This is a genomic window from Fructobacillus broussonetiae, from assembly GCF_018437275.1.
GTDB lineage: Bacteria > Bacillota > Bacilli > Lactobacillales > Lactobacillaceae > Fructobacillus > Fructobacillus broussonetiae.
Window position 1 is genome coordinate 131,785 of record NZ_JAAMFK010000004.1, and the last position, 25,383, is coordinate 157,167.

The window sequence follows — 25,383 nt, forward strand, 5'->3', positions numbered from 1 at the left end:
CGATTGGAGAGCACGCATGGATCAAGCCACTTGGGAACGCATTGTTAAATACACGGAGCTGCAGGGAACCTCCGGACAAGAAGCACGAATCCGTGCGGCCTTAAAGGAAGAAATCACGCCGTTGGTCGACCGCGTCGAAACCAACCAAATGGGTGGCCTCTTCGGTGTGAAAGAAGGAAAGGCAGACGACCCCCGCGTGATGTTTGCAGCCCACATGGACGAAGTCGGCTTCATGGTGTCAAACATTTTGCCGACTGGAGCGCTGCAAGTTGTTTCTTTGGGTGGCTGGAACCCCGTAACGGTTCCCGCACACCGCTTTACGCTCTTCACCAAAGCCGGTGAATTCCCAGTGATTTCATCATCCGTTTCCCCACACCTTCTGCGCGGCAAGGGTGGCGCCGGTAACTTATCCATCGACGACATTCTCTTCGATGCCGGCTTTGAATCGAAAGAACAGGCCGAAGCCTTTGGTGTTCGTCCCGGTGACTTCGTCGTGCCCGAAACCAAGACGATGCGCTTGGCTAACCAGAACCGGGCCGTTTCAAAGGCCTACGACAACCGCTTCGGGGTCTCAGCCATCGCTTCTGCCTTGCACGATTTGGATGGTGTTGCTACGCCGAACACCTTGATTATGGGCGCTAACACTCAAGAAGAAGTTGGTCTTCGTGGCGCCTTACCTGCCGTCCAACAGTTTAACCCAGACATCTTCTTTGCGGTGGATTCCTCTGCTGCAAACGATTTGGACAGCACCGTTGGTCGCCAAGGCCTGATGGATCAGGGAACTTTGATTCGCGTCTTCGACCCAACGGTCGTGACGTCACCCCGCTTGAAGGAATTCATCCTGCAGACCGCAGAAGATAACAAGATTCCTTACCAATACTTTGTCTCAAAGGGAGGAACCGACGCCGGTGCCGTTGAAAAGTACCGCGCTGGTTTGCCAGCCGTTGCGCTTGGTGTTGCCTCTCGTTACATTCACACGCACGAAACGGTATGGTCCATTCCGGACTTCGACGCCGCCCGCGAGTTAATCGTGGCCCTGTCAAAGAACCTGGACCGTTCCGCTGTGGATAGCATCACGGAGTTCTAATGTTTAAAAAACTACAACGCTTAGATTATTGGATTGCCGTTCCATTCGCCGTGCTTTCCTTACTTGGAATTGTCATGGTCTTTTCGGCAACTCAAAACGCATACTTGGCACCACTCTACTCCTTTGCCAAGCAGGCCGTCTTCGTTGCGGTAGGTTGGGCAGCAGCCCTGTTTACTTTTAAGGTGAACCGCCGGGTGATTCGTGGGGAGGGCTTTTTGTCCATGCTCATGATTGTCACCTTTGGACTGCTTGTCCTAGCTCGACTCGCACCTGCCATCAACGGTGCCCACGGGTGGATTAACCTTGGACCCGTGACCTTACAACCGGTTGAGCTGGCAAAGATTGCTTTAATCTTATACTTTGCCCACTACCTGTCACGAAGACACTGGTTGCCAGGTAAGGGGATTTCTGGCTTCCTTCGTTCTTGGAACCAAAGCGGTTACTTGCCAAAGCTGGTCTTACCCTTTGCCATTTTGGCGATTACGCTGGCCATGCCCGACATGGGAAACCTTTTCATTACGTTAGCCGTGCTCATGATGATGCTTTTGGCTTCTGGTGTGAGGTTGAAGGACAACATCTTCTGGGTTGTCTTGTTCTTCTTAATCTTGGCCTTCCTGCCACAAATCATTTCCTTCTTTGATTTGAAGGAATCAGGCTCTTATGCCATCAGACGTTTATCGAACTTCGTTGATCCTTGGTATAATATGGACCAGAGTCGTCAGCTTTTGTATTCCTACTACGCCATCTCCCACGGGGGACTCTTTGGTGTTGGTTTGGGAAACTCCTTGCTGAAGCCCTACCTACCAGAATCAAACACCGACTTCATCATGGCCGTTGCCACCGAGGAGTTAGGGGCAATTTTGGTTGTCGTGGTCTTGGTTTTGATGCTGATTCTGATTGGCCGTTTGGTCTATGTCGGAATCAAGCGAAATTCACAGTACGACCGACTCTTTTTGTACGGCCTCGCCGGACTACTCATCATGCAATCCTTTGTTAACTTGGGTGGGGTCTTGGGACTTCTGCCCATCACAGGAGTGGTTTTCCCCTTCATCTCTGGGGGAGGTTCCTCCTTTGTCTTCTTCTCGGCGGCCGTTGGGTACGCCTTAAACATTGCTGCTACTGATAAAAAGCCAGCCCGGCCAAATCCTCAGGATGATGCAGCTCGAAGGGAACTGAAACACTAATGTTTAAAATGAAAGAACGACGCGCGCTCTACGTTTTCATGCGCGGGTTAAAGCAAGTCGAACAGCTCAAGAAGTTCGGTGACATTGCTTACATTTCAAATAAGATGAACTACGTGGCGCTTTACGTCGATGAAGATCGGGTCGACGAGCTGGTGCCAAAGCTCAAGAAATACCGCTTTGTGAAGACGGTGAAGCCTTCTGCCCGTCCGGATATTGATCCCGATTTGGGTGACGTGCACGACAACGTGTTCTTTGAAGCCTACGACAAAGAAGTCGCGGGTGAAGGAACCTTGGACGAGGAAATCGAAAAAGCGCAGCACCGCATCAATCAGACGAAGGACGGGGATGTCGACTTTGACATCGACCTGGCTTTGGAAGAAGAGGCAGATGCTAAGGGAGCGGCTGATGACGAAGCTGCGAATGGTAAGCCGGATTTAAAGTCGGGCGATACTGAAAGCAAGGATGCTTCTGATGAAGCTGCGAATGGTAAGCTGGATTTAAAGGCGGGCGATACTGAAAGCAAGGATGCTTCTGATGAAGCTGCGAATGGTAAGCCGGATTTAAAGGCGGGCGATGCTGAAAGCAAGGATGCTTCTGTCGAAGCTTCCACTGAAAAGCCGGCCAAAAATGGGGAGGATGCCTAAATGCGTGTGATTTCAGGACGTTTTGGTGGTCTCCGCCTGGAAGCCGTGAAGGGTCGCGAAACGCGGCCAACGACGGACAAGGTGAAAGAGGCCATCTTTTCCATGTTAATGCCGTATTTGAACGGTGGATCTGCGCTCGATTTGTACGCCGGAACCGGTGGGCTTGGAATCGAAGCTGTTTCTCGGGGGATGTCGGACGCGACGCTTGTCGACAAACAGAAGGCAGCCTTGGCGGTGATTGAAAAAAACATCGCTAAAACGCATGCCGAAGAGGACTTTACGGTTATGAAAACGGCGGCTTCCGCCGCCTTACAACGCCTTGTTGCAGCGGGGAAGTCCTTTGACCTTGTGCTGTTGGACCCTCCCTACGCGAAAGAGAAGTTGAAAAAAGATATCGACCAGATGATTGAGGGCGGCCTGCTAAAGCCTGGTGCCGTCTTGATGTTGGAATCTGATCAGGTAGCTGATTTACCAGAAGCAAACGAACAATTAACCCTACTCAAGCAAAAGGACTACGGCATCACGCGTGTGTCCTTGTACCAGTTTGAGGGTTAAGGAGAATAGTGATGAAAAAAGCAGTTTTCCCAGGATCCTTTGATCCATTGACCAACGGACACCTGGACATTATTGAACGTGCCGCCGAACTTTTTGACGAGGTGGTCGTTGCCGTTGGAAAGAACACCAACAAGGCCGGTTTGTTCCAACCGGACGAACGTCTAGAACTTGTGAAGGCGGCGGTTAGCCACTTGGACAACGTTAAAGTTGGTCAAATCGAAGGCTTGACGGTCGACTACATGGAAAAAATTGGTGCCAAGTACATCGTCCGCGGCTTACGTAACTGTAAGGACTTTGAGTACGAGCGTGACATCGCTGGTGCCAACTCTGCCTTGGACGATGTCGAAACGGTCTTGCTCTTTGCAAAGCCTGAAAACCAAAACATTTCCTCATCCATGGTCAAAGAAATTGCTAAGCTGTCATCAAAGCGTTTGGACGCATTCGTACCAAGCGTGGTGGTGAAGGCATTGCAGGAGCACTTTGAATAGAAAAGAAAGAAATCAGTGGAACTGATTTCTGAAATTAAAAGCCGGAAGGGCATGGTGAGAAAGCACTAAAGTGCTTTCTTCGATTAAAGCCCGGAAAAATATTGATTAAAAAAGCTCACGAAAGTGAGCTTTTTTTGTGCTCTTTACGTTTCATTATGTAAGGAGGACGAAAAGATGCTAAAAAGATTGAACTGGGATGACGTAAAAGACTGGCTGTTCGAACATTGGCGAATTGCGGCTTTGGTCTCGATTGGCTTGTTACTGACTGTTGGCACGGTTTGGCTGTTGGTCACAGGCCGTCCACGAGAAGATGCAGCGGGCATCGATTATGCTCGCGGCGGATCAATTAAAAAAGCGGGGGATGGTGAGGCGTCATCCTTGATTCGTTCGTCAGCGAGCGAAGGGCTTGTTGTTGACGTGAAGGGGGCGGTTCGTGCACCGGGGATGTATCGTTTGCCTGTTGGGGCACGTTTACAAGATGCCATTTCGCGTGCTGGCGGGTTGGCAGATAACGCGGACAGGGACAGGATCAATCTAGCCCAGCCGATGGTAGATGGCATGGTCGTTTACTTGCCAGCTGTCGGTGGGGAGGCGAAGCCGTTTTTTGAGAATGCAGGCAGCCTGCCAGGTGGAGGCGGTGGTTCGAGTGGCCAGCCGACTGATCAGTCGACCGGCGGCAAAGTTTCTCTCAATCAGGCCAGTCAAAAGGAGCTCGAGGGCCTCGACGGTGTCGGCCCCAAGGAGGCCGAGCAAATCATCGCCTACCGACGGGAACATCCCTTTCAGTCCATCGACCAGCTCCGCGACATCTCCGGCATTGGCGAAAAGCGCTTTGAAAAGCTGAAAGTGCAGGTGACCCTTTGAATCGTGAACGGTTTTGGATGTTACTTGCTTTGACCTGCGCCGCCCTGTCTTTAATCGTCTATCGGCCGAACGCCTGCACCACCTTCTTATTCCTCCTGGTGCTTTCCGGCTGCCTGACCATACGTGTCAAAAAAGATCTCCTAAAATTAGGCTTATTTAGTGCGCTCTTTTTCGGCTACATCTTTCTTGATCACGCGACTTTAGTGAAACAACGAAATATGCCCGTTGGAGAGGGGTGCTACGAGCTCGTTGTGCAACCCGATGATTTTTCCGTGAACGAAGAGGGCATTGTAAGAGGAAAAGCGAAGCTGGCAAGGGGCATGCCCGTTTACTTTAGTTATCGGGCGAAAAATCAAAAGAGTCTGGATGATTTTTTGATGGACGACGGCCCCTTGAACTTGTCTGCGAATGGGGAATTGAAGCGGATAGTGCCGGCCACCAATTTATTTCAGTTCGATTGGGTTGCCTTCATGGAGAGTAAGCACATCACGCATCAAATCGTGGTCAGGGATGTGTCGGTGAAAGCCGCTCGGCCAAGCAATCCCTTGCAGGCCTGCTTTTTTCAGTTGCGAACCTGGCACGCACGAGCGGAAACTTGGACGAATTCGTTGCCCAATCCATTCGGAAATTATACAAAAGCCTTACTTTTAGGTGGAAAGGCCGATGAACTGTACGAGGAGAATCCAAAGATTTCGGAGCTTGGTCTGGTACACCTCTTTTCTTTGTCGGGGCTGCACGTTGGTTTCTTGCTGGCGGCGGTCAGCTGGTTTGGGCAACGGCTGCGTATCTTCAAGGAAATGACATCGGTCTTTCAGGCGGTCGCTCTTCCCATGTTCTATCTCTTCACGGGTTCACCACCCGTTCTTGTACGAGCCGTCGTCGCAGGCGAGGCAAGGCTTGTAAAAGAAAGCTATGGAACGGTGATTGATAGTCAGGTTATCTGGGCATGGTCGTTGCTTGGCGGCTTGATTGTGACTCCACAGATTTTACTTACTCTGGGCGGGCAGTTGTCATTTGCACTAACGCTCGCTGTTACCATGGGGAAAGATCTGAATTACTGGCAAAAAGGCCTCTTCTTGTCGTCGGTTACTTTTCCAATCATCATGGCCTGGCAGTCAACCTGGAACTGCTGGCAATCCGTCGCAAACATACTAGCCGTTCCAATCTTTAGTTCGCTTGTGCTCCCAGTCGTTTTACTTGGACTCTGCTTGGGCTGGGTGCCAGGTGTTCTTAGCCTATCGAACGTAATCGTCTGGCTCTTCGACCGAGCAGTTTACTGCTTGGGAATGCTTCCTGGAAACGTGGTGCTCGGTGCTTTTTCTTGGCCGGTTCTTATCGTCTTATTTACCATTCCTTTTTGTTTCCTTTATCAACGAAGGTTGGTGAAGGTAGGCTTAACGGTTAGTTGGTGCCTGCTTTTAAGTGGCTCGCTGTTGGCGGTCCGATTTAATCGCCAGGGTGAGTTTACGACTTTTGACATTGGCCAAGGGGATGCCGCGGTCTTGATTGAGCCGATGAAACATTCCGTGACCGTCTTTGATACGGGTGGCAAAGTCATTTTCGGCCATACCCGAAAAATGAACTTAAGAAAGAAAGCGCCCGCGAAGGGAAGTGATGAGGCAGAGCGTCAAAAAGAAGAGAAGAAAAAAGAAGGACTCGCCCGGTCGGTGATTGTGCCTTATTTGCATGCACGTGGGGTCAGCAAGATTGATACGCTGTCGCTATCCCATCAGGATCAAGACCACATCGGGGATGCGCGGGTGATTCTTGAATGCTTCAAAGTTAATCAGCTGGTGATGCCAGCGGGGATGGTGGATGGATCGGCTTTTAAAAAGAAGATTCAGCCTTATTTGAGGCGCACAAAAGTGATTGAGGCCACCGACAAGGTCAAAGTAGAAAACTGTCCTCTGCGAGTTTTATATCCCTTCAACAAAGGAGAGGAAAAAAACGAGGATTCGCTGGCATGGGGTGGCGCTGTTGGCGGGCGTGTTTTCTTTACTGCGGGCGACTTAGACAAAGCAGGGGAGAAAAAGCTTGCGGGCGTGCAACCAGCCTTTCATCCAGAGGTCGTTAAATTTGGGCATCACGGTTCGAAGACGGCGAGTAGCGCCGTCGTTTTTGCCAAATGGAAACCCAAAATCGGCATCGTCTCCGCCGGTCGCAACTCCCGCTACGGCCATCCTCACCAAGCCACCCTAGACACCGCCGCAAAATACCACATGATTGTCTACAGTACACAGCGCCAGGGTATGCTAAGATATGTATACGTAAAGAATCACGGACATTTCGAGGTAACACTGAAGCATGACCCTACAGGACCTTAAATCACAAATCGAACACGACGCGCTCCCCAACCTCTACCTTGTCACCGGTGAGGAAACCGCCTTACTCCAAAAGGCCAAGCGCACCTTCACCTCCATCATCCCCGAAGAGGATCAAGAGATGAACTTCGGCTCCTACGACTTCGCCTCCGTCGGCCTCGACGACGCCATTGCCGACCTCACAGCGCCACCTTTTTTCGGCGATCACCGTGTCGTTATGCTCACAAATCCAACATTTTTGTCTGCTACCGGTAAGCTCTCAGAAGGACAAGAGAAAGCACTTTTGTCCGCCATCGAGAATCCGGTTCCCGGAAACATGCTGGTGATTTTCGCTGCCGACATGAAGTTGGACAAGCGAAAGAAAATTTCAAAGACTATTCTGAAAGCGGCCGAAAGCCTCGACCTTCCTCGTTTGAACGATCGCCAGGTAGATCAAGCCTTAACCCAGCTCCTCAAGCAACGCAGCTTCAAAATTGATCCCGCTGCCAAACAAGAATTACTACTTCGCACGCAGGCTTCTTACAGCAAGGTTTTACAGGAATTGCCTAAGCTATTGGCCTACGCTGCTGACACCAAGGAAATCACGTCTCAAGCGGTCGACGACCTCGTCATCAAGGAATCAACGGCTCAGGCCTTTGATTTGACTGATTTGGTCATGAAGGGCAAGAAGGAAGCGGCCATTGCGACCTACCACGACCTCGTTAAAAACGGGGAAGCGCCATTGCGCCTGAACGCCTTACTCCTTGGCCAGTTCCGCTTGCTTCTGCAGGTAGCAGGCTTGCAGGGTTCTGACGCAGAAGCAGGGAAGGCCTTATCCGTTCACCCATACCGTGTAAAGTTGGCTCGCCAAGCATTGCGCACTTATCCGTTGGGTAAAGTGCGTGATGGATACCTGAAAATCTTGGACATGGAAATTGCCATGAAGTCCAAACAAGTAGATCCACTCTTTTTATTCGAATCATTCATCGTGAACTTTTAAAAGATGGGGTATACTGCTAGTGTAGGGATTGGCGGAAAACAATTCCTCAAACACACTGTAAAAGCGGTGTGTTCTGAAATTTAGTTAATACTAGATTTTCATCCATATTAGCCTCCTTTCCATCGAAAGGTAAGATAAGAACCGACAAGCGTGCTAAGCTAATTGCGGTTCTTTTTCTTTTGGAAAAAAGTGGTATACTGATAAAGAAAAGAGGAGTTAGCTGGTAACTAACTCCTCCGGCGATGCCGCACATGCGGACCCGCCTATTCGAATTCTACTTAAAGAACCGTTAAGCAGTGCAAGCTAATCGCGGTTCTTTTTTTCTTGTTCTTCTAAACGCTTCATAATGATGTCGGCCACAATGTCTGAGACATGGGCACCATCATAAAGAAAGCGCGAGAGACGCTTAAAAAAAGTCGATCATTTCTGATCGAGCCCTCCTTTCGTTGGGATGGGGGTGGAATAGATTTTTTAGGTCTTTCCATAAGTCCTCCTTTCCATCGAAAGGCGGGTCCGCATTTTGCTTCATCGCAGCTTTATTATAACCGCTTAAAACGCCTTTGTGTGGCGGATATTCAGCATTTGAATAAGGGCCGTTTCGCTGTTAGACGGCGGGGTAAAAAAAGTCCGATAACGTGAGTAACGTTATCGGACTTTTTGTTTTTATATGCTTAGTTTAATTCGCCATCGGCGATTTCTTCAAGCTTTTCGCGTGATGGGATAAAGAACAATTGTCCCGACAAGATGTCTGAGAACGTGAGCAAGAAGTCGGATTGGTCCAACATGTTGATCAACATTCCCTTCGTCACGTGCCAGTAACGTGAATATCCCATGAAGTACGTACCCGTGTTACCCGTTGCTGGGTCTGAGTATGGCACGTTCATGCGGATAATCTTTTGTTCTTCGCCGTCTTCTTCGTACTGTGAGGCCTTGTTGTGGGCGTTCTTGTACTTGTCTTCGTCTTCCAATTCCAAGTCGGTAAACTTTTCACGACCAACGGCCGCTTCTTGGTGTTCCGTCTTCATCTTGTTCCAGAAGTCCATGTTGTGACGCCACTTTTGGGCGAAGGCGTATGAACCGTTGATGTAGTCGGGGTCTTCATCACCGATGATGGCGTATGGCGCTGCATCAGCCATGGCTGGTGCTTCCGTACCATCGATGAAACCGATGATGGCACGACCTTCGAAGTAACGGAATCCCTGCGTTGAGTCCAAGACTTCCACGTAGTCCTTCAAGAACTTCATGAATTGCGTTTGGCATTCCACGACAATTGCTTGGTTGTTTGCACGGATGTGGAAGAAAAGGTCTCCTTCGGTTGCCGGCATGCTGTATTCAGGACCAGACAACGTTTCGTACGTTTCCAATTCCTTTGGCTTCTTCGTGTTTGGGAACAAGATATCCCAAGCGTGGTTTGAAATTCCGAAGGCCACCTTCAAGGTTGAAGGGGAACCGTCTTGTTGCCCGTCACGAATCGTGAGGGAACGGATGATGGCTTGGCTGCGATCCGCAAATTCTTGGATGAGCTCTTGCAAGTCTTCTTGCGAAGCGTCTTCCTTGAACTTCAAGACAGTAAATTGAACACTTTGCCCGATGTCCTTCCAGACGTCTTGGGCCTTCGCTGGGTTGATTGGCATTTTAAAAAATCCTCACTTCTCTTTGATAGAAATTATTATAACGCATAATAGGGGTGTGATTGTATCTTTTTAGAGTCATTTTAATCTAATCTAATTTAGCCATAAAGACTAGAATATTCTATAAAAGTCAAACCCGGTCCAGCCCCCAAAGTCCTTCTTCGATTTGTGCCGATCAAGCCCGTCAATCCCAATCCCCGCTTTCTTTTTTAGCCCGCCCTCGCTAAAATAAAGCCATGGCAAAAATCACGAAAATCTCCACCCAGAAAAGGGCAGGACGATACAATCTTGAATTAGACGGGCGCTTTGCCTTTGGTATTTCCGAAAACGTCTTGGCGAAGTTTGGCCTGATGAAGGGACGGGAGCTCGACGAAGGAACCATCGAGCGTATTAAGGAAGCGGATAAAATTGACCAGGGATTGAAGGTTGCTCTGAACTTTTTGTCACCGGCCTTACGGACTGAAAAGCAGGTGCGGGAACGCTTGCTGAAAAAAGAAATCGATCCGAAGGTGATTGATCCGGTTGTTGATTATCTAAAGGAACAACAATTACTGAGTGATGCCACCTACGCCAAGGCCTACGTGAACACCAAGCAGGTCTTCACACCAAAGGGACCGCGTGCCATCTTTATGGATTTGAAGAAGGCGGGCGTGAAAGAAGAATACATCGAGGACGCCTTGGTTGAGTATTCAGAAGAATCCCAATTGGAAGTCGCAACAAAGATGGCCGAGAAGATGGCCCGAACGCATAAGCGTGATTCAACGCGCACCCGTCAACAAAAAACCGCTCAGGGACTTGTTCAAAAGGGCTTCTCCCTTGAGATTGCGAGCCGGGCCATTAACAACATCGATATTGCAAGCGACGAAGAAGACGAAAAAGACAACGCCTTGCGTGAAGCCGAGAAGGCGGCCCGACGTCAACGAACGGGAACGGCCAAGGAGAAATTTTTCAAGGTGAAATCAAAGCTCTATGCCAAGGGCTTCTCTGGGGAAATCATCGAGTGGGCATTGGAACAAATTGATTTCGGCGAAGACGAATGAAGGTCGCGGCCTTGAATCAAACAGATTGACTTCGGCGATGATGAATAAAAGGCGCGGCCTTAAATCAAACAGATTGATTTTGGCGAAGAGGAATAAAAGGCGCGCCCTTGAATTAAATTGACTTCCATCAATCGGTGAAGAGGAATAAAAGGCGCGGCCAACCCAGCGTCTTTTTTTATTAGCCCAAGTAAGACGGGCGGGCGCATGATGCGAATCGATTGGCGAGGCAACTTGAATCGAGGCGTGGACAAAGCAACCTGGTCCGTTTTTGACTTTTATATGAAAACCAAAAAAAACAAACAGCCGCCCAGCCTTCAATAGAAAAAGTCCAAAGCTTAATCTCTTTTGACAAAAAATATGATATAATCGAAAAGGAATTTTTTGTCAGAAAAGTGGGACGAGCATGATTGTTGATAAACCAAGTCGCGGTCCGCGCGAAGGGGATGTCATCACGATCAAAAGTTATAAGCACGACGGCTCGTTGCATCGAACATGGCGCGACACCATGGTGTTAAAGACCAGTGAGAATGCCATCATTGGATTAAACGACCATACTTTGGTGACAGAAGATAACGGCCGCCGCTGGGTTACCCGCGAGCCGGCCATTGTGTACTTTCATAAGAAGTACTGGTTTAATATTATCGCGATGATTCGCGATAACGGGGTTTCCTACTATTGCAACCTGGCTTCCCCCTATTCGTTAGATAAGGAGGCGCTCAAGTACATCGATTATGACTTGGACGTCAAAGTCTTCCCGGATGGCGAGAAGCATCTGTTGGATGCCGATGAATACGCGGCCCACAGTAAGAAATGGCACTATCCAAAAGAGATAGACCAAATCTTGAAGGCTCATGTTAAGATTCTCGTTGACTGGATCAACGAGGGTAAGGGGCCTTTTTCAAAAGGGTATGTGGATGTCTGGTACTCCCGTTACCAATATTTGATGCAACAGCGGTTAAATGATCGTCGTTGACCAAGAAAAAAGCAGCCGAATGGCTGCTTTTTTGTTTGCCTTTTATATCTGAAATTCGGGTACGGTTCACCGTGCTTTTTTTGTACAATAAAGCTAAGTGAATTCTTATTCGAAAGGCAGTGAATAAAATGGCCGTTATTGTGAACATTCAACCGGGTGAAGTGGACCAACGGGCTCGTTTTGTACAAGATTTAAAAGTCAAAATCGAGGGTGGTGACCAACGCCGCCTCTTCTACCTCGTGCCCAACCACGTCAAGTTTGATGGGGAAGTGGACGTCTTAAAACGCCTCGGAACAGCACAGGGAAAACAAGCAAACGACACTTACGCCCAGTCACAGGTCCAAGTTTATTCGCTGACTCGTCTCGCTTGGCGCTTTTTGCAAGACCAGGGAAAGGTGCAACCGCCCGTTCTGGGATCAGCCGGACTCTTTGTCATGGTCTCCAAGATCTTGCAAGAACAAAAGGACAGTCTGCCTGTTTTTGCCCGCATGGCAGCCAAGCAGGGCTTCATCGAAAAGCTGGTGAGCCAGCTGTCTGAATTGCGCGCTTCTCGGGTGTCCGCCCAGGATTTGCTTTCAATTGTTGAACAGATTGAGGGCCAAGACCAGCAGATGGCCCTGACTGCCTCCGCTTTGAAGCAGAAGCTTCGCGACCTGGCCATTGTCGCGGACGCCTTCAACGACAATATGGGCGACGACTACATTCTCGCCCAGGAAACGCTGCCTTACCTGGTCCAACAGGTCCAAGACATGGATCTTTCGAACGCCGTCTTCTACTTCGACGGCTTCACGGGCTTCACCGCCGCCGAGTGGGCGCTGGTCAAGCTCCTAATCGAGAAGGCCGAGGTGCACTTTGCGATGCTCGGACGTGTGGATGCGAACGATCCGTTAAAGTACGAAAACGGCGCTTCCGTCTACGAAAAGCCGCTCGAAACGACCCGCACGATTCGCACGCTGGCCCACAACGCCGGCGTGGAATTTCAGGTGAAGGTCGGTGCCCGAGATCAAAAGGCCGGTGCCCAAGCGCAAGCATCCACCACCGCCACACCATCAGCCACTCCTAGCCATGCCAAATTCCAACCCGCACCATCCCAACAACACTTGCTCCAGGCTTGGGAAAAACTCGGTGCCTACCAGGACTTTTCCGCCGACGAACAAGAAAAGTCGGAAACCAATCTTGAATCCTTCGTTGCGGCCAACGTCGTGACCGAGCTAGAAGAGGTGGCCCGCCGCATCCGCGAGGACTTGCGCCAAAATCCCGACCTACACCTGCGCGACGTTCTGGTGCTCGCCCGCGATTTGAACCCATACACGGCCAAGATTCCAGCCGTTATGGAGAGCTTCGAGCTCCCATACTTCCTGGATAACGACGTGAAGATGGGGAACCACCCACTCGTTGAGCTGACGACGACGCTTCTCAAGAACCCACACGCGCTTTATCAAAAAGAAAACATCCTAACGGTCTTGAAGACCGGCTATTTGCGACCAATCATGGCCGCCGGAGCTGCCCAATCCCAAAACACGCCACTCACCCCAAATGCGCCACTCACCCAAACTGGCCAAAAGCAAAACCAAGCCGGCCCCAATCCAGACCGCGTACAAAGCCCACTCCAAGACGACACTTCTTACTTCGAAGCCGTCGCCTACCTCGAAAACTACCTGGCGGGGCACCGTGTCTCCCGCAAAACATGGGAGGATGATTCCAAGCCATTCGAACTCTACCAGGTTCCATTGGACGATGAGAGTCAGGTGACCGACCACGACAAGGCGGTCAACGCAGCCATCACACAACTCAAGTTGCATGTCCACGCCTTGATCAAGGACCTGACGGAAACTTTCGAAAAGGCCGACACAATCGAGGCTGCTGGCCGCGCCTTCATGGCTTACTTACAAGACAAAAAGGTGCCGGATGCCGTCATGGAACAGCGCGATCAGCTGATTGACGACGGCCAGCTCATGAAGGCCCAGCAGTTAATGGAAGTGTGGCAGCTCTTCATCAGCATCCTCGACCAGACGGTGCAGGTGGCAGGCAATGACGACTTCGACCGCAAGACCTTCTTGCAGGCACTCGAGGCGGGGTTCTCCGGTGGAACCTTCGCTGGAATCCCAAACCAGCTCGACCAGTTGACGATTTCCGAAGCGGGAATTGTGCAGTCACAAAGCTACAAGAAACTCTACTTCATCGGTGGAACGCGAAACGCCTTCCCAGCCCAGGTGAACAACAAGACACTTCTCTCGGATCAGGATCGATTACTCGTTCAGCCAGCGCTCGCTGAGCAAGACGACCCGCGCTACCTCCAGGAAACGGCCAAGCAGCAAATGGCCCAGGAATCACTCGTGTTCTACAACGCGTTGCAGGCGGCAAGCGACAAGGTGACGCTGTCCTACCCACTGCTCGACCAGGACGGAAACGTGAACGAACCGTCACCTTACTTTGCCCGCCTCCAAGCCGCATTTGGTATTGACAAGTCTACTCCAATCGCTGCCCAGGCGAAGGATCCCTCAGACCTTGTTAAGCACTTTGCGGGGACACCGCAAGCCACGCTTGGTCAACTGGTGAAGTTACCAGAAGAACAACGCGCTAACCAGGACTTCCAGGCCGTCAAAGAAAGCTTGAAGAAGGCCGGCAATCCAGCTCGGACCGACCGCGTGCTCTCATCGGCCGACTACGAAAATAAGCCGGAACAGCTGACACAAGAACTTGCTAAGCAGCTTTTCCAAACGCCACTCGTGGTTTCCATCTCACAGGTGGAATCCTTCTACCGCAATCCATACGAGTACTTCCTCCGCTACGGTTTGCGTTTGCGTGAGAAGCCAACGGTTGAGATTGACGCCCGTATCGAGGGAACGGTTTACCACGCCCTCTTTGAGCAGGTGGTGAACGAGGTGATTAAGGCGAACGGCCGACTCGCCGACGTCACAGACGAAACCTTCGCCCAGCAAGTGCAGGCCAAGCTTCAAGAGCTCAGCACCCAGGCCGAGTTTGCGGAACTGACCGAAGAAGGGCAAGGGCAGGCCCAGGCCCGCTTCATGGAAAAACAGGCCGTGAAGGTCTTGCAGCAGCTTCGAACAGCGACTCGATTGAATAACACATCGAAGCCGACCCGTGTTGAAGCGCCATTTGGATTCCCGGGATCCGACCTGCCAATGGTGACGATCGGGAAGGGTGCCCATGAGGTGCTCATCCGTGGAAAGGTCGACCGCTTTGACCGCCAGGACGGCCAGGGTGAATACGGAACGATTGTCGATTATAAGTTGAACGGCAAGAAGTTCTCATACAAAGACGCCGCAAATGGTCTGGAACTTCAGCTTTTGACCTACTGGCAGGCCGCAAACGAGAACGCCCAGAAGATGGGACTCGCGACAAATGGTCATGTTGGTGGTGCCTTCTTTGCGCCGATTAACCAGAAGAAGACGGCCTGGAAGGACTTCAAGGGTTCGGTGGACGAACTCCTCGAAGGGAAGTTGCCAGCCCAGAGCGCGAAGCTCGCGGGGCTGACTTTGACAGACGATGCCTACGTCGACGCCTTGGACCAAATCGAGGCGAGCGGCAAATCAGCGTCCTACAACCTCGCCAAGAAGAAGGACGGCAATCTGTCCGCGAAATCCGACGGCATCGCACCGGAGGAGTTGGACCTGCTCATGGCCCACAATCAGAAGCTGATTCAGCAGGCCGCCCAGCAAATTACCAAGGGACAATTCCCATTGAACCCGGTTGAAAAGAGCCTGACTTACTCGGCATACACCGACGTCATGCGCTTCGACCGCGCGCTCGGGGACAGCTATCAGGAGGCGGTTTACAACGGTAAGAAGAAGCAGATTCTAGAGGCTTTGGTCGCCGAAAGTGCTGAAAACACGAACGAGGGCTCCGCCCAAAACGCCGAGCCAAATGGCCCGGCTTCAAACGGGATGCCAACGGCGGTAGACGAAGCCAACAACGATTCAGGAAAGGATGGTCAACATGCCTAACTATACAAAAAACCAGCAAATGGCCATCGACCATGCCGGTCACAACATCCTGGTCTCTGCCTCGGCCGGTTCTGGAAAGACGACAGTCCTGATTGAACGCCTGATTCAAAAGATCATGGCGGGAACGAGCGTGGACCAGTTCCTAATCGTGACCTTCACCCGCGCCGCAGCTGGCGAGATGAAGGAACGGTTGGAAAAGGCCATTACGAGCAAGCTCCAGGAGACGACCGACCAGAAGATGAAGGTCTACTTGCAGGAACAGTTGGCGCTGTTGCCAACGGCTGCCGTGACCACGATTGATGGCTTCGCCCTCCAGTTGATTGAATCCTACTACTATGAAATTGATTTAGACCCAGCCTTCCGTTTGGTGGCGGATAACGCCGAGGTGAGTCTCTTTAAGAACCGCGCCTTGGATGCGCTCTTCGACGAGCTCTACCAGGAAGACCACCCGGACCACCAGGCATTGATGAGCCTGATTGAAAACTTCGCCTCCGTCTCACGGGACCAGGGCTTGAAGGACATCATCTTAAAGTTGGCCGACTTCGACGCCGCCCGTCCGCAGGAGGACCACTGGCTCGACTCACTGGCCGACGCCAAGGATACGAGCAAGCCCTTGAACGAACAGGAGGCCTACCAGGCCTTCTTGGACGGCCAAGTGCGTCCAACCATCGATCAGGCCTTAACCGATCTTCCGGCCGCGTTATCCGCAGTCGAGGGCGAAGCGGATGAGAAGAAGTTCCAGCAGGCCGCCACGGCCTTGCTCGAACGACAGGCCTACTTGCAGAACCTGCAGTCACTCTTGGATAACCAGGCGCCATACGAAGATTTCGCCAAGGCCATCCAGCAGGACTTCGCCGACAAGTTCCCAACCCGTTTCAATAAGAACAAAGTGGAAGAAGACGATGACATCGCACAGAAGGCCGAGTACTTGGAGAAGGCGCTCACCTTCAAGGCCAACTACTTTGCCGGCAAGGATTCAACGCTGACAAAGCTCGCTAACGGTTTCTTCTCATTAACAGAGGAACAGTGGCAGACGATTAACGCCCGTGGCCAACGTCTGGTCCAGGCTCTCGTCAAGGTGACTAAGGACTACCTCAAGGTCTTAGACGAGCAGAAGCAGGACGAAAACGTCTTGCACTTCTCGGACCTTGTGGTGCTGGCCCGAAGGATTCTTCAAAACGATGACATCCGTGAACTGGTTCAAAGCCAGTTTGCTGAAGTCATGGTCGACGAGTACCAGGACGTGAACCGCCTTCAGGAAGCCTTCTTGAAGGACATGTCGAACGGCGAAAACATGTACATGGTGGGGGACATCAAGCAGTCCATCTACGGATTCCGTCAGGCAGCTCCCCAGCTGTTTGCCGGTAAGTACGCCGACTTTGCCAAGGACGAAAACGACGACGAGCGAATCGAACTCGCCGACAACTTCCGTTCTGAAAACAACGTGACGGAAGTCATCAACCAGATTTTCACCCAGATTATGGATGAGGAGTTGGGGGATGTTGCCTACCAGGGTTCAGCCAAGCTGATTGCAAAGGCGGACTATCCGGAGACGGTGAAGCCAGTCTTCAATCTTGACCTCCTGGCGATGAAGAAGCAGAACCAAAACGGGGCGGCCACAGACGGCGACGAGGCCGATGACGAAGAGGAAGACGACCGCGACACCCGCGAGAAGAAGTTGACCTACTTGCTCGAAAAGGTGCAGCAACTGGTCGCGGACGGCAAAGTCTACGATCAAAAGGAAAAGGTGATGCGTCCCGTGCGCTACGAGGACATTGCCATCCTGACCCGTTCGAAGACGGTCTACCCAGACCTGCTCCGCCTGGCGAACGAAGCCGGGATTCCGGTGCAGTCGGAATCGGTTGGTAACTACTACCAGGCGATGGAAGTGTTCCTGGTCTTGGACGTACTGCGTGTCATTGATAATCCGCACCAGGATATTCCGCTGGCGGCTATCCTGCGCTCCCCGCTCTTTGGCTTCAAGGAGCAGGCGCTGGCCGAGATTCGATTGGCAGACGAGCAACACGACTTCTACTCGGCCCTAAGAGCACGAGCAGAACAAGACGAAAAGGCCGCTAATGTCTTAGAACAATTAGACAAATGGCGTGTTTATGCACGCCAAAACGACTTGGTTGGCCTGATTTGGGCCATCTACCAGGACACTGGCTGGCTGGACTATGTCGCCGGACTCCCCGGTGGTGCCCAGCGTCAGGCGAACTTGCACGCCCTCTACCAGCGGGCATCGACCTTCCAGGAGAACGGTCAGTCCGGACTCTTTGCCTTCACGCGCTACATCGAAGAGGTGCAGGCGGGTGGCGCCGAGGTTGGTGAGGTCGCCCAGGAATCCTCTGAAAACGCCGTGAACCTCATGACGATTCACAAGTCCAAGGGGCTGGAATTCCCAATCGTGATCCTGCCGGACCTCGACAAGGAGTTTAACCAAATGGACAGCCGCTCTTCCTTTGTCTTGCAAAAGGACGCGGGAATCGGACTCGACTACCTCGAACCAAACGCCCAGGTGAAGGTGCCAACGCTCTCGAAATACGCCGTGAAGTTGGCGCTCAAAAAGCAGGCCTGGTCCGAAGAAATGCGCCTCTACTACGTGGCTTTGACCCGTGCCAAGCAACAGTTGCACCTGATCGGTCGCATTGACCCGGCCGGGGAAAGTCAGACCCGAGAGCAAAAGCTTTACCAGGACACGCTTCAAGCAGACGCCCAGTTCCTCCCAGAGGAACAGCGTTTGACGGCGAAGTCCTACCTGGATTGGACGTTGCAGGCCTTCGCCCGACTCGAAAACGCGGACCTCGACAAGGTGCTCTTAGCCGATGCCAAGCGCGAACGGGCCTGGGTCGGTCCTGAAACCGACCGTAAGGGTCAGATTCAAGTGACGGTTGTGAACGAAGACGAACTCACGACCAAGCAGGACTTGATGCAGGAGTCCGCCAAGGTTGCTGCGCAACAAGCTGCCCAAGCCGCAGGCGACGCCACCGCCCAGGCCGACCAAGCCCAAGAGCAAGGCCAAAATCAAACTCAAGGCGACCACGCAAACGACACGCTCGACCTTCAAGCCTTCGAGCAAAAGCTGAATTACCGCTACGCCCACCTGGAGGCGACAAAGACCGCCGCCTACCAGTCGGTATCGGAAATTAAGCAGCTTTTCGAGGACCCGGACCGACCACACATCCAGGACTTGTACCTGGATGAAGACGGTCGCGCCCGAACCCAAGAGGAAGTCGCCCAGGCAGACCAAACCACGCAAAGTGCTCAAACCACTCAAGACACAAACGAACCCACCCCACAAGACGACAAGCTGAAGGCCAACATGCTCGCGCAAAACGAGCTGCCAATGCCGAGCTTTATGTCGGACGGGAAGGCGAAGCCGTCGCCAACGGCCGTGGGAACGGCGACCCACTTGATCCTGCAGTTGATTAACTTTAAGAAGGACTACAGTGAGGATGACCTCAAAAAGCTCCTCCAAAAGTTGGTCGAAACGGGACAAATCGAGGAAGAAATCGCGCCGCAGGTGAATGTGAAGCAGGTGCAGGAATTCTTGCAGACGGAATTTGCAGAGCGAATCGCAAACCACCCAAGTACGTTGCACCGGGAGGCGACGTTTGCGATGTTGGTGCCGGCAAAGCAGGTGTACGAGGGATTGGATGACGAGCAGCCAATTTTGATACACGGAATAATCGACGGATACTTCGTGGATGAGGCGAAGAAAACGGTGACGGTGTTCGACTATAAGACGGATTACGTGCCGAGAGGAAAGGGGCCAAGGCAGCAGGAGGCGCTGTTGAAGATGAAGCACCGGTACAGGGGACAGTTGAACTTGTACAGACAGGCGTTGCAGGACGAATTCCCGGGATATGTATTGGAGCCGGCGAAGTTGGTGTTGCTGTCGGCGAATAAGATAATGGAACTGGATTAGGGAAAACGTCCGACTGCGTCGGACTTAAAACGCCGTTTTGTCTTGAAACTTGCACTATTGAAAGAGTCCGCCTATAATGGCAAACAAGTTCCGCGCAACGTTGTCATAAAACGCAAGCGCTGGCGCTCAAAGCCGAAGTGATTCCAAAAGAGGAGAAGGAGGCACCCATGGCATCAATCAAGAATTTCTACGATATTCTGCAGTATTTGAAGAAGTATGAAATCTACATCCACGTGGGGCACCGCCTCTGGGACATTGAGGTGGCGGCCTTGGAGGTTGATAACCTCTATAAGGCGAAGGTGCTTTCGGAGCCAATGTATGAAACGATGAAAATCATCTTGGCAAAGGAACACAAAGACGAAGCCGAACGCTCCGGCTTGCAGAGTTACGATGAAGAAGAAAAGCAAAAGGTTCAAAAAGGCCTTTAAAAAAAGGCTTTTGATAGCGATACAGTTCTTCTGTAAACGTTGAAATAAAAGTTTTGTAAACGCTTGCATTTCACAAGCGGGCTCTGCTAAAATAAAAGAGTAAATAAGAGAAATAGGAGGCGGTTCCCGGTGAGCCTGTTACAGGTGGGAGCCAAACGCAATTATGGCAAAAGATAAGTTAATTGGTGTCGACCTTGGTGGAACGACGATCAAGTTTGCGATTTTGACCGACGAAGGAGAAGTCCAACAAAAGTGGTCAATCCAAACGAACGTGTTGCAAGATGGTTCACACATTGTGCCGGACATCATCGAATCAATCAACCACCACTTGGACTTGTACCAATTGGATCGCGACCGCGTGATCGGAATTGGTATGGGAACTCCTGGAACGGTTGACCGTGAAAAGGGAACGGTTAAGGGTGCCTACAACCTCGGTTGGGCCAAGGAAGAAGCCGTGAAGGAACCAATCCAAGCTGGAACTGGTTTCGAACTCTCAATTGACAACGACGCCAACGTCGCTGCCTTGGGTGAAGCCTGGAAGGGTGCCGGAAACAACGACGCTGACGTTTCATTCATCACGCTTGGAACGGGTGTTGGTGGTGGCTTGGTTGCCAACCACGAATTGATTCACGGAATCGCCGGTGCTGGTGGCGAAGTTGGTCACATCATCGTTGAACCACACGGTTACAAGTGTACTTGTGGTAACTACGGATGTTTGGAACAATACGCCTCAGCAACGGGTGTTGTTCACTTGGCACAAGACTTCGCCGAACAATACGTTGGTGAATCAAAGTTGAACAAGATGATCGACAACGGTGAAGAAGTAACGTCAAAGATTATCTTTGACCTCGCCAAGGAAGGTGACTTCTTGGCCAACGAAACGGTCGACAAGTTGTGCTTCTACTTGGGATACGCAGCTGCTACGATCTCAAACATCTTGAACCCATCAGCCATCGTTATCGGTGGTGGTGTGGCCGCAGCCGGTGAATTCTTGCGCGAACGCGTAGAAAAGAACTGGACTGAATTTGCCTTCCCAACGGTTCGTACGTCAACGGTTGTTAAGTTGGCCGAACTTGGAAACGACGCCGGTGTTATCGGTGCCGCTTCATTGGCAAAGAACAAGTAGTAAGACATTAAACCTTTAAGAGTAATCCGTACGGATTACTCTTTTTTGTTTTGTCGGCCTTTTTGCCATTTATGGTAGAATAGAAAGTAATCTAGGCGTTATTTTGCTAACGTCAAAAAAGGAGGTCCGATCATGGAATGGCAAACATTTTTTGAACCCTATGAACAAGCGGTTTCAGAACTAAAAGCCAAGCTCGGCTACTTGAAGCACGGGCAGTTAAAAAACGGGGCACGTCCCGTTGAAGCCGTGACCGGCCGTGTGAAGTCACAAGCCTCAATTGAAGAAAAGATTGTGCGCCGGCACTTGCACGAGGACCGTTTGGCCCTGGACTTGCAAGACATTGCCGGGTTGCGCATCATGACCAAGTACATCGAGGACATCTACACGGTGGTGGAATGGCTGCGCAAGCGGACCGACTTCACGATCTTGGAAGAACGCGATTACGTGGTGAACGCGAAGCCATCCGGCTACCGTTCCTATCACATGGTCATCGAGTACCCGGTGCAGTTGTACTCGGGTGAAAAGAAGGTCTTGGCCGAGATTCAGATCCGAACGATGGGGATGAACTTCTGGGCAACGATTGAACACGATCTCCGCTACAAGCACGGTGACATCGACGAAGAGATGGCCAAGAAGTTGACGGAGATTTCAGAGCAGACCTTTGCCCTGGAACAAGAAATCTCAGACATTCGCGGGTAAAGTAATGCTATAAAAGTCGCCCACGAACCAGCATCATTTAGACAAAGTCGTCTATTATTATTTAGAAGAAAGGAACCCTATGCGCGTCGCCCTCTATCATAATGACCAGGAACGGTCTTTAGCGATTGTGGAAGAACTGAAGAAGGAACTCAAGGAAAACGGGTTAACACTCGACGATGAGAATCCAAACTTGGTGATTTCCGTCGGTGGTGATGGCACGCTCTTGGGTGCTTTCCACGAATACATCGGGAAGTCAGAAGACATTCGATTCGTGGGACTCCACACCGGCCACCTTGGTTTCTACACCGACTGGCTGGGTGACGAGGTGAAGGAACTCGTTCAATCACTGGTTCACGACAAGGGGGAGAAGGTTTCCTACCCACTCTTGAAGTTGACGACCCGTCAGTCGGACGGTAGCGAGAAGTCCTACTTGGCCTTGAACGAAGCAACAATCAAGCAGCCAATTGGAACCTTGGTCGCCGACATTTTCTTGGGCGATCACCTCTTTGAAGGGTTCCGGGGTGATGGTGTGGCCATTGCGACGCCAACTGGCTCAACGGCTTACAACAAGGCAAACGGGGGAGCGATTATCCACCCAACGTTGCCGGCCATCCAGATGTCTGAAATCGCTTCGATTAACAACCGCATCTTCCGTACCTTGGGCTCACCGCTGGTGGTGCCAACGGGACAAAAGATCACGGTGAAGCCATACCATGATTCCTTCCTGATCACGTGTGACCAGCTAGAAATCTTGGCCGAAAACGTCGTGTCAGTGACATTCGAAGTGGCGGAGCAAAAGATTAACTTTGCTTCCTATCGGCACTTGGATTTCTGGCACCGCGTCCAACAGGCCTTCATTTCAGACAGCGAATAAATTCGACGTCGAAAGTAAGGCCTATGGAACGCTAATCATTAGCAATTAACATTAATTACCCAACCAAACTCACTCACCTGAAAGGACGCGGAGACAAGACGTTACCGCGAAAATCACGAAATGAAATTTTCTTGGACATTTGAAGGGGACGACGAACGCAAGGTTCGCTCGTTCCTCCAGGGTCACGGCGTGTCCCACCGTATGTTTTCACAGATGAAGCACAACGGCGGCGCCATCCTGGTAAACGATAAGCAAGTTTACACATCCGACTACATTAAGAAGGGGGATGTGGTGACAATCATCATGCCGGTGGAAGCTGGAAACGACCTGGTCGTGCCAGACTTCACGCCGCTTGATGTGATTTACGAAGACGACCACTTCCTGGCCGTCGACAAGCCTTACGGGGTCACGACGGTGCCTGGTCACGCCGACCGGCTGCACACGTTGGTCAACCGCGTGAAGGGTCACTTGATTGACCAAGAGGCCGAAGACTTGGTGCCACACGTAGTGACGCGTTTGGACCGGGACACTTCCGGAATCGTGTTGCTCGCCAAGCACCGCTTCGCCCACGCCGTGTTGGACCAGCAGTTGCAGGACCACTCGGTGGAGAAGTTCTACACGGCTTACGTTTCGGGCATCTTGCCTGACGACCACGGTATCATCGAGGCGCCAATCGGACGTCTTGAAGGGGACTTTATCAAGCGAGCGGTGACGGAAGACGGTAAGCCTTCCAAGACGGAGTACTGGGTGGAGCAGCGATACGAAAAGGATCCGGATCACCCCATGACGCGGGTGAAGGTGCAGCTGCACACCGGACGCACGCACCAGATTCGCGTGCACTTCAAGCACATCGGCTTTCCGCTGGTGGGGGATGACCTCTACGGCGGTCCGCTCTGGTACGGCTTGAAGCGCCAGGCCTTGCACGCCTACCAGATGGCCTTCTACGATCCATTCGCGGAAGAGACGCGCCACCTGCAGACGGATTTGCCGGAGGACTTGGTGGCCTTGAAGGCCGTTGAGGATTAATTCTCTTAGACGTATACAAAAGTCGGGGCCGTACCGGCCCCGTAACCCCATGATTCGGGTTAACGGCCTCACCAAAGAGTCCTTTAAAGTAATCAAATAAAAAATCACACACTCTGAAGGTTGCAATCCCGCAGCCTTGAAAGGAAACAAAACGATGGAACTAGACAACGACCAGCAGTTAGCAAACGCGGTCCACGACTTATCGAATTTAATTACCACGGGTCAAGATGACCTCTTCATGACGCAATTCACGAAGCTGCACGATTTTGAGAAGGCACAGGTTTACGCTGAATTACCTTCAGCCATTCGTGAAGTGGCATGGCGCATCATGGACGATGAAACGTTGGCCACGGTCTTTGATAACTTGGAAATTGACCCTGAAGAAATCGTTTCCTTGCTTCAAGAAATGCCAATGCAAAAGGGAGCCGACATCTTAGTTGCCATGTTCGCCGATAACGAAGCGGACCTCCTCCAAGCGATGCCAGCCCGCACGGTGTCAGCTTACTTGGCCTTGATGCCAGCCGACGAAGTCAAGGAAATCAAGCAATTGATTAACTACGACGACGAAACGGCCGGATCACTCATGGCCACAGAATACTTGGCCGTCCAAAAGTCAGAAAAGATCAAGGACGTTTTGGTCCAGGTTAAAAAGCAGGCGGAAGAGGCCGAATCAATCATCTACGTTTACGTTGTGGACGAAGCGCACCGCCTGATTGGTGTTGTGTCACTGCGTGACCTTTTGACGCACCCGGACGATATGACGATTGATTCCATCACGAACACCCGTGTTATCTCCGTGAAGGCCGAAAACGACCAGAAGGACGTTGCTCAGGTCGTTGCCGACTACAACTTCTTCTCAATTCCGGTAACGGATGACGAAGACCACTTGCTTGGAATCGTCACGGTCGATGACATCGTCGATGTGATCGACGAAGAAGCCGTGAGCGACTATTCCGGAATGGCAGCCGTTGACGTGTCAGATACGGACGATACGGCCTGGCATTCAGCGATTAAGCGAATTCCATGGTTGTTGACGTTGTTGGTGTTGGGATTGGCCTCAACGGCGCTTGTGGGCGTATTTGAGCACACAATCCGGGAAGCACCAATCTTGGCCGCCTTTATCACGATCATCGCGGGAACGGCTGGAAATGCCGGAACGCAGTCATTGGCCTTGGCCATCCGTCACTTTGGTAACGGACAAGACCAATCCGGATGGAAGAACCTCGTATCCGAGTTTATCTCGGCAGTTGTCCTCGCCATTATCGGAGGCCTCGTCCTCGGACTTGTTACCTTGCTCTGGCAAGGCAGCAATGGCCTCGCCATTGCGGTGGGCCTCTCACTAGCCCTCTCAATCCTCGCGGCCTCATTGCTGGCCCACTTGGTCCCAGCAGCGCTGAACCGCCTCAACATTGATCCAGCAATCGTGAACGGCCCACTCGTAGCCACGGTCTGTGACTGGGCATCAATCCTAATCTACTTCTCAATTGCAACTGGTATGTTGAGCCAATTCGTGGGAAAGTAATTATTATATGATAAAAAGATATCAATAATGAAAAAAGACATTTTAT

At 51.5% G+C, this 25,383-nt stretch carries 19 protein-coding genes; 18 read left to right on the top strand and 1 reads right to left on the bottom strand.

Going from position 1 to position 25,383, the window contains the following annotated elements; all coding sequences use genetic code 11:
• Positions 1-16: 16 nt before the first annotated feature.
• From pepA to holA, 8 genes are all read left to right on the top strand, one after another.
• Positions 17-1,087 (top strand): glutamyl aminopeptidase, encoded by a 1,071-nt coding sequence (pepA, locus tag G6R29_RS04320; RefSeq protein WP_213809130.1) that lies wholly within the window; start codon positions 17-19, stop codon positions 1,085-1,087.
• The gene (locus tag G6R29_RS04325) at positions 1,087-2,271 is read left to right on the top strand and encodes an FtsW/RodA/SpoVE family cell cycle protein (RefSeq protein ID WP_213809131.1); all 1,185 of its coding nucleotides are present in this window, start codon (positions 1,087-1,089) and stop codon (positions 2,269-2,271) included. The genes pepA and G6R29_RS04325 overlap by 1 nt, the downstream gene beginning before the upstream one ends.
• The gene (locus G6R29_RS06545) at positions 2,271-2,915 is read left to right on the top strand and encodes a YlbG family protein (RefSeq protein ID WP_238476896.1); all 645 of its coding nucleotides are present in this window, start codon (positions 2,271-2,273) and stop codon (positions 2,913-2,915) included. The genes G6R29_RS04325 and G6R29_RS06545 overlap by 1 nt, the downstream gene beginning before the upstream one ends.
• Positions 2,916-3,470: a 16S rRNA (guanine(966)-N(2))-methyltransferase RsmD gene (rsmD, locus tag G6R29_RS04335; RefSeq protein WP_213809132.1), complete on the top strand. Its 555-nt coding sequence runs from the start codon at positions 2,916-2,918 to the stop codon at positions 3,468-3,470. It begins immediately after the preceding gene.
• An 11-nt stretch (positions 3,471-3,481) separates the two neighbouring features.
• A complete protein-coding gene (coaD, locus tag G6R29_RS04340; RefSeq protein ID WP_213809133.1) occupies positions 3,482-3,958 on the top strand; it encodes a pantetheine-phosphate adenylyltransferase in 477 nt (158 codons plus the stop codon).
• 174 nt (positions 3,959-4,132) lie between these two features.
• Complete coding sequence (locus G6R29_RS04345) at positions 4,133-4,822, top strand: ComEA family DNA-binding protein (RefSeq protein WP_213809134.1); 690 nt, start codon at positions 4,133-4,135, stop codon at positions 4,820-4,822.
• Positions 4,819-7,146 (top strand): DNA internalization-related competence protein ComEC/Rec2, encoded by a 2,328-nt coding sequence (locus G6R29_RS04350; RefSeq protein ID WP_213809135.1) that lies wholly within the window; start codon positions 4,819-4,821, stop codon positions 7,144-7,146. The genes G6R29_RS04345 and G6R29_RS04350 overlap by 4 nt, the downstream gene beginning before the upstream one ends.
• Positions 7,127-8,122 carry a DNA polymerase III subunit delta gene (holA, locus tag G6R29_RS04355; protein WP_213809136.1) on the top strand — a complete coding sequence of 332 codons (996 nt, stop codon included), beginning with the start codon at positions 7,127-7,129 and terminating at the stop codon, positions 8,120-8,122. Before G6R29_RS04350 ends, holA begins: the two co-directional genes overlap by 20 nt.
• 671 nt (positions 8,123-8,793) lie before the next feature.
• Here holA and G6R29_RS04360 read toward each other — a convergent pair.
• Positions 8,794-9,756: a Dyp-type peroxidase gene (locus G6R29_RS04360; protein ID WP_213809137.1), complete on the bottom strand. Its 963-nt coding sequence runs from the start codon at positions 9,754-9,756 to the stop codon at positions 8,794-8,796.
• A 233-nt stretch (positions 9,757-9,989) separates the two neighbouring features.
• On the opposite strand from G6R29_RS04360, the gene recX reads away from it, so the two are divergent.
• The 10 genes from recX to mgtE all read left to right on the top strand — a co-directional run bounded on the left by recX (position 9,990) and on the right by mgtE (position 25,337).
• Positions 9,990-10,793 (top strand): recombination regulator RecX, encoded by an 804-nt coding sequence (gene recX, locus G6R29_RS04365; RefSeq protein WP_213809138.1) that lies wholly within the window; start codon positions 9,990-9,992, stop codon positions 10,791-10,793.
• 403 nt (positions 10,794-11,196) lie between these two features.
• Positions 11,197-11,766: a nucleoside tri-diphosphate phosphatase gene (gene ntdP / locus G6R29_RS04370; protein ID WP_213809139.1), complete on the top strand. Its 570-nt coding sequence runs from the start codon at positions 11,197-11,199 to the stop codon at positions 11,764-11,766.
• Positions 11,767-11,894: 128 nt separating this feature from the next.
• Positions 11,895-15,734 carry a PD-(D/E)XK nuclease family protein gene (locus G6R29_RS04375; protein ID WP_213809140.1) on the top strand — a complete coding sequence of 1,280 codons (3,840 nt, stop codon included), beginning with the start codon at positions 11,895-11,897 and terminating at the stop codon, positions 15,732-15,734.
• The gene (addA, locus tag G6R29_RS04380) at positions 15,727-19,662 is read left to right on the top strand and encodes a helicase-exonuclease AddAB subunit AddA (protein WP_213809141.1); all 3,936 of its coding nucleotides are present in this window, start codon (positions 15,727-15,729) and stop codon (positions 19,660-19,662) included. The genes G6R29_RS04375 and addA overlap by 8 nt, the downstream gene beginning before the upstream one ends.
• A 176-nt stretch (positions 19,663-19,838) precedes the next feature.
• Entirely contained in the window at positions 19,839-20,090 is a 252-nt protein-coding gene (locus tag G6R29_RS04385; protein WP_213809165.1) for a YqgQ family protein, read from the top strand.
• A 163-nt stretch (positions 20,091-20,253) separates the two neighbouring features.
• Positions 20,254-21,216, top strand: a complete 963-nt coding sequence (locus tag G6R29_RS04390; RefSeq protein ID WP_213809142.1) for an ROK family glucokinase — start codon at positions 20,254-20,256, stop codon at positions 21,214-21,216.
• A 132-nt stretch (positions 21,217-21,348) separates the two neighbouring features.
• Positions 21,349-21,915, top strand: coding sequence for a GTP pyrophosphokinase (locus G6R29_RS04395; RefSeq protein ID WP_213809143.1), 567 nt, complete (start codon positions 21,349-21,351; stop codon positions 21,913-21,915).
• A 79-nt stretch (positions 21,916-21,994) separates the two neighbouring features.
• The gene (locus G6R29_RS04400; RefSeq protein ID WP_213809144.1) at positions 21,995-22,789 is read left to right on the top strand and encodes an NAD kinase; all 795 of its coding nucleotides are present in this window, start codon (positions 21,995-21,997) and stop codon (positions 22,787-22,789) included.
• A gap of 120 nt (positions 22,790-22,909) precedes the next feature.
• On the top strand, positions 22,910-23,815 hold the full coding sequence (locus G6R29_RS04405; RefSeq protein ID WP_213809145.1) for an RluA family pseudouridine synthase: 906 nt from the start codon (positions 22,910-22,912) through the stop codon (positions 23,813-23,815).
• Positions 23,816-23,969: 154 nt separating this feature from the next.
• Positions 23,970-25,337: a magnesium transporter gene (gene mgtE / locus G6R29_RS04410; protein WP_213809146.1), complete on the top strand. Its 1,368-nt coding sequence runs from the start codon at positions 23,970-23,972 to the stop codon at positions 25,335-25,337.
• The last annotated feature ends 46 nt before the right edge of the window (positions 25,338-25,383 follow it).

What these genes read in the sequence shown, in the direction of transcription:
- pepA (WP_213809130.1), top strand. Translation starts at nt 17, where the DNA reads ATGGATCAAGCCACTTGGGAACGCATTGTTAAATACACGGAGCTGCAG.
- G6R29_RS04325 (WP_213809131.1), top strand. Translation starts at nt 1,087, where the DNA reads ATGTTTAAAAAACTACAACGCTTAGATTATTGGATTGCCGTTCCATTC.
- G6R29_RS06545 (WP_238476896.1), top strand. Translation starts at nt 2,271, where the DNA reads ATGTTTAAAATGAAAGAACGACGCGCGCTCTACGTTTTCATGCGCGGG.
- rsmD (WP_213809132.1), top strand. Translation starts at nt 2,916, where the DNA reads ATGCGTGTGATTTCAGGACGTTTTGGTGGTCTCCGCCTGGAAGCCGTG.
- coaD (WP_213809133.1), top strand. Translation starts at nt 3,482, where the DNA reads ATGAAAAAAGCAGTTTTCCCAGGATCCTTTGATCCATTGACCAACGGA.
- G6R29_RS04345 (WP_213809134.1), top strand. Translation starts at nt 4,133, where the DNA reads ATGCTAAAAAGATTGAACTGGGATGACGTAAAAGACTGGCTGTTCGAA.
- holA (WP_213809136.1), top strand. Translation starts at nt 7,127, where the DNA reads ATGACCCTACAGGACCTTAAATCACAAATCGAACACGACGCGCTCCCC.
- G6R29_RS04360 (WP_213809137.1), bottom strand. Translation starts at nt 9,756, where the DNA reads ATGCCAATCAACCCAGCGAAGGCCCAAGACGTCTGGAAGGACATCGGG.
- recX (WP_213809138.1), top strand. Translation starts at nt 9,990, where the DNA reads ATGGCAAAAATCACGAAAATCTCCACCCAGAAAAGGGCAGGACGATAC.
- ntdP (WP_213809139.1), top strand. Translation starts at nt 11,197, where the DNA reads ATGATTGTTGATAAACCAAGTCGCGGTCCGCGCGAAGGGGATGTCATC.
- G6R29_RS04375 (WP_213809140.1), top strand. Translation starts at nt 11,895, where the DNA reads ATGGCCGTTATTGTGAACATTCAACCGGGTGAAGTGGACCAACGGGCT.
- addA (WP_213809141.1), top strand. Translation starts at nt 15,727, where the DNA reads ATGCCTAACTATACAAAAAACCAGCAAATGGCCATCGACCATGCCGGT.
- G6R29_RS04390 (WP_213809142.1), top strand. Translation starts at nt 20,254, where the DNA reads ATGGCAAAAGATAAGTTAATTGGTGTCGACCTTGGTGGAACGACGATC.
- G6R29_RS04395 (WP_213809143.1), top strand. Translation starts at nt 21,349, where the DNA reads ATGGAATGGCAAACATTTTTTGAACCCTATGAACAAGCGGTTTCAGAA.
- G6R29_RS04400 (WP_213809144.1), top strand. Translation starts at nt 21,995, where the DNA reads ATGCGCGTCGCCCTCTATCATAATGACCAGGAACGGTCTTTAGCGATT.
- G6R29_RS04405 (WP_213809145.1), top strand. Translation starts at nt 22,910, where the DNA reads ATGAAATTTTCTTGGACATTTGAAGGGGACGACGAACGCAAGGTTCGC.
- mgtE (WP_213809146.1), top strand. Translation starts at nt 23,970, where the DNA reads ATGGAACTAGACAACGACCAGCAGTTAGCAAACGCGGTCCACGACTTA.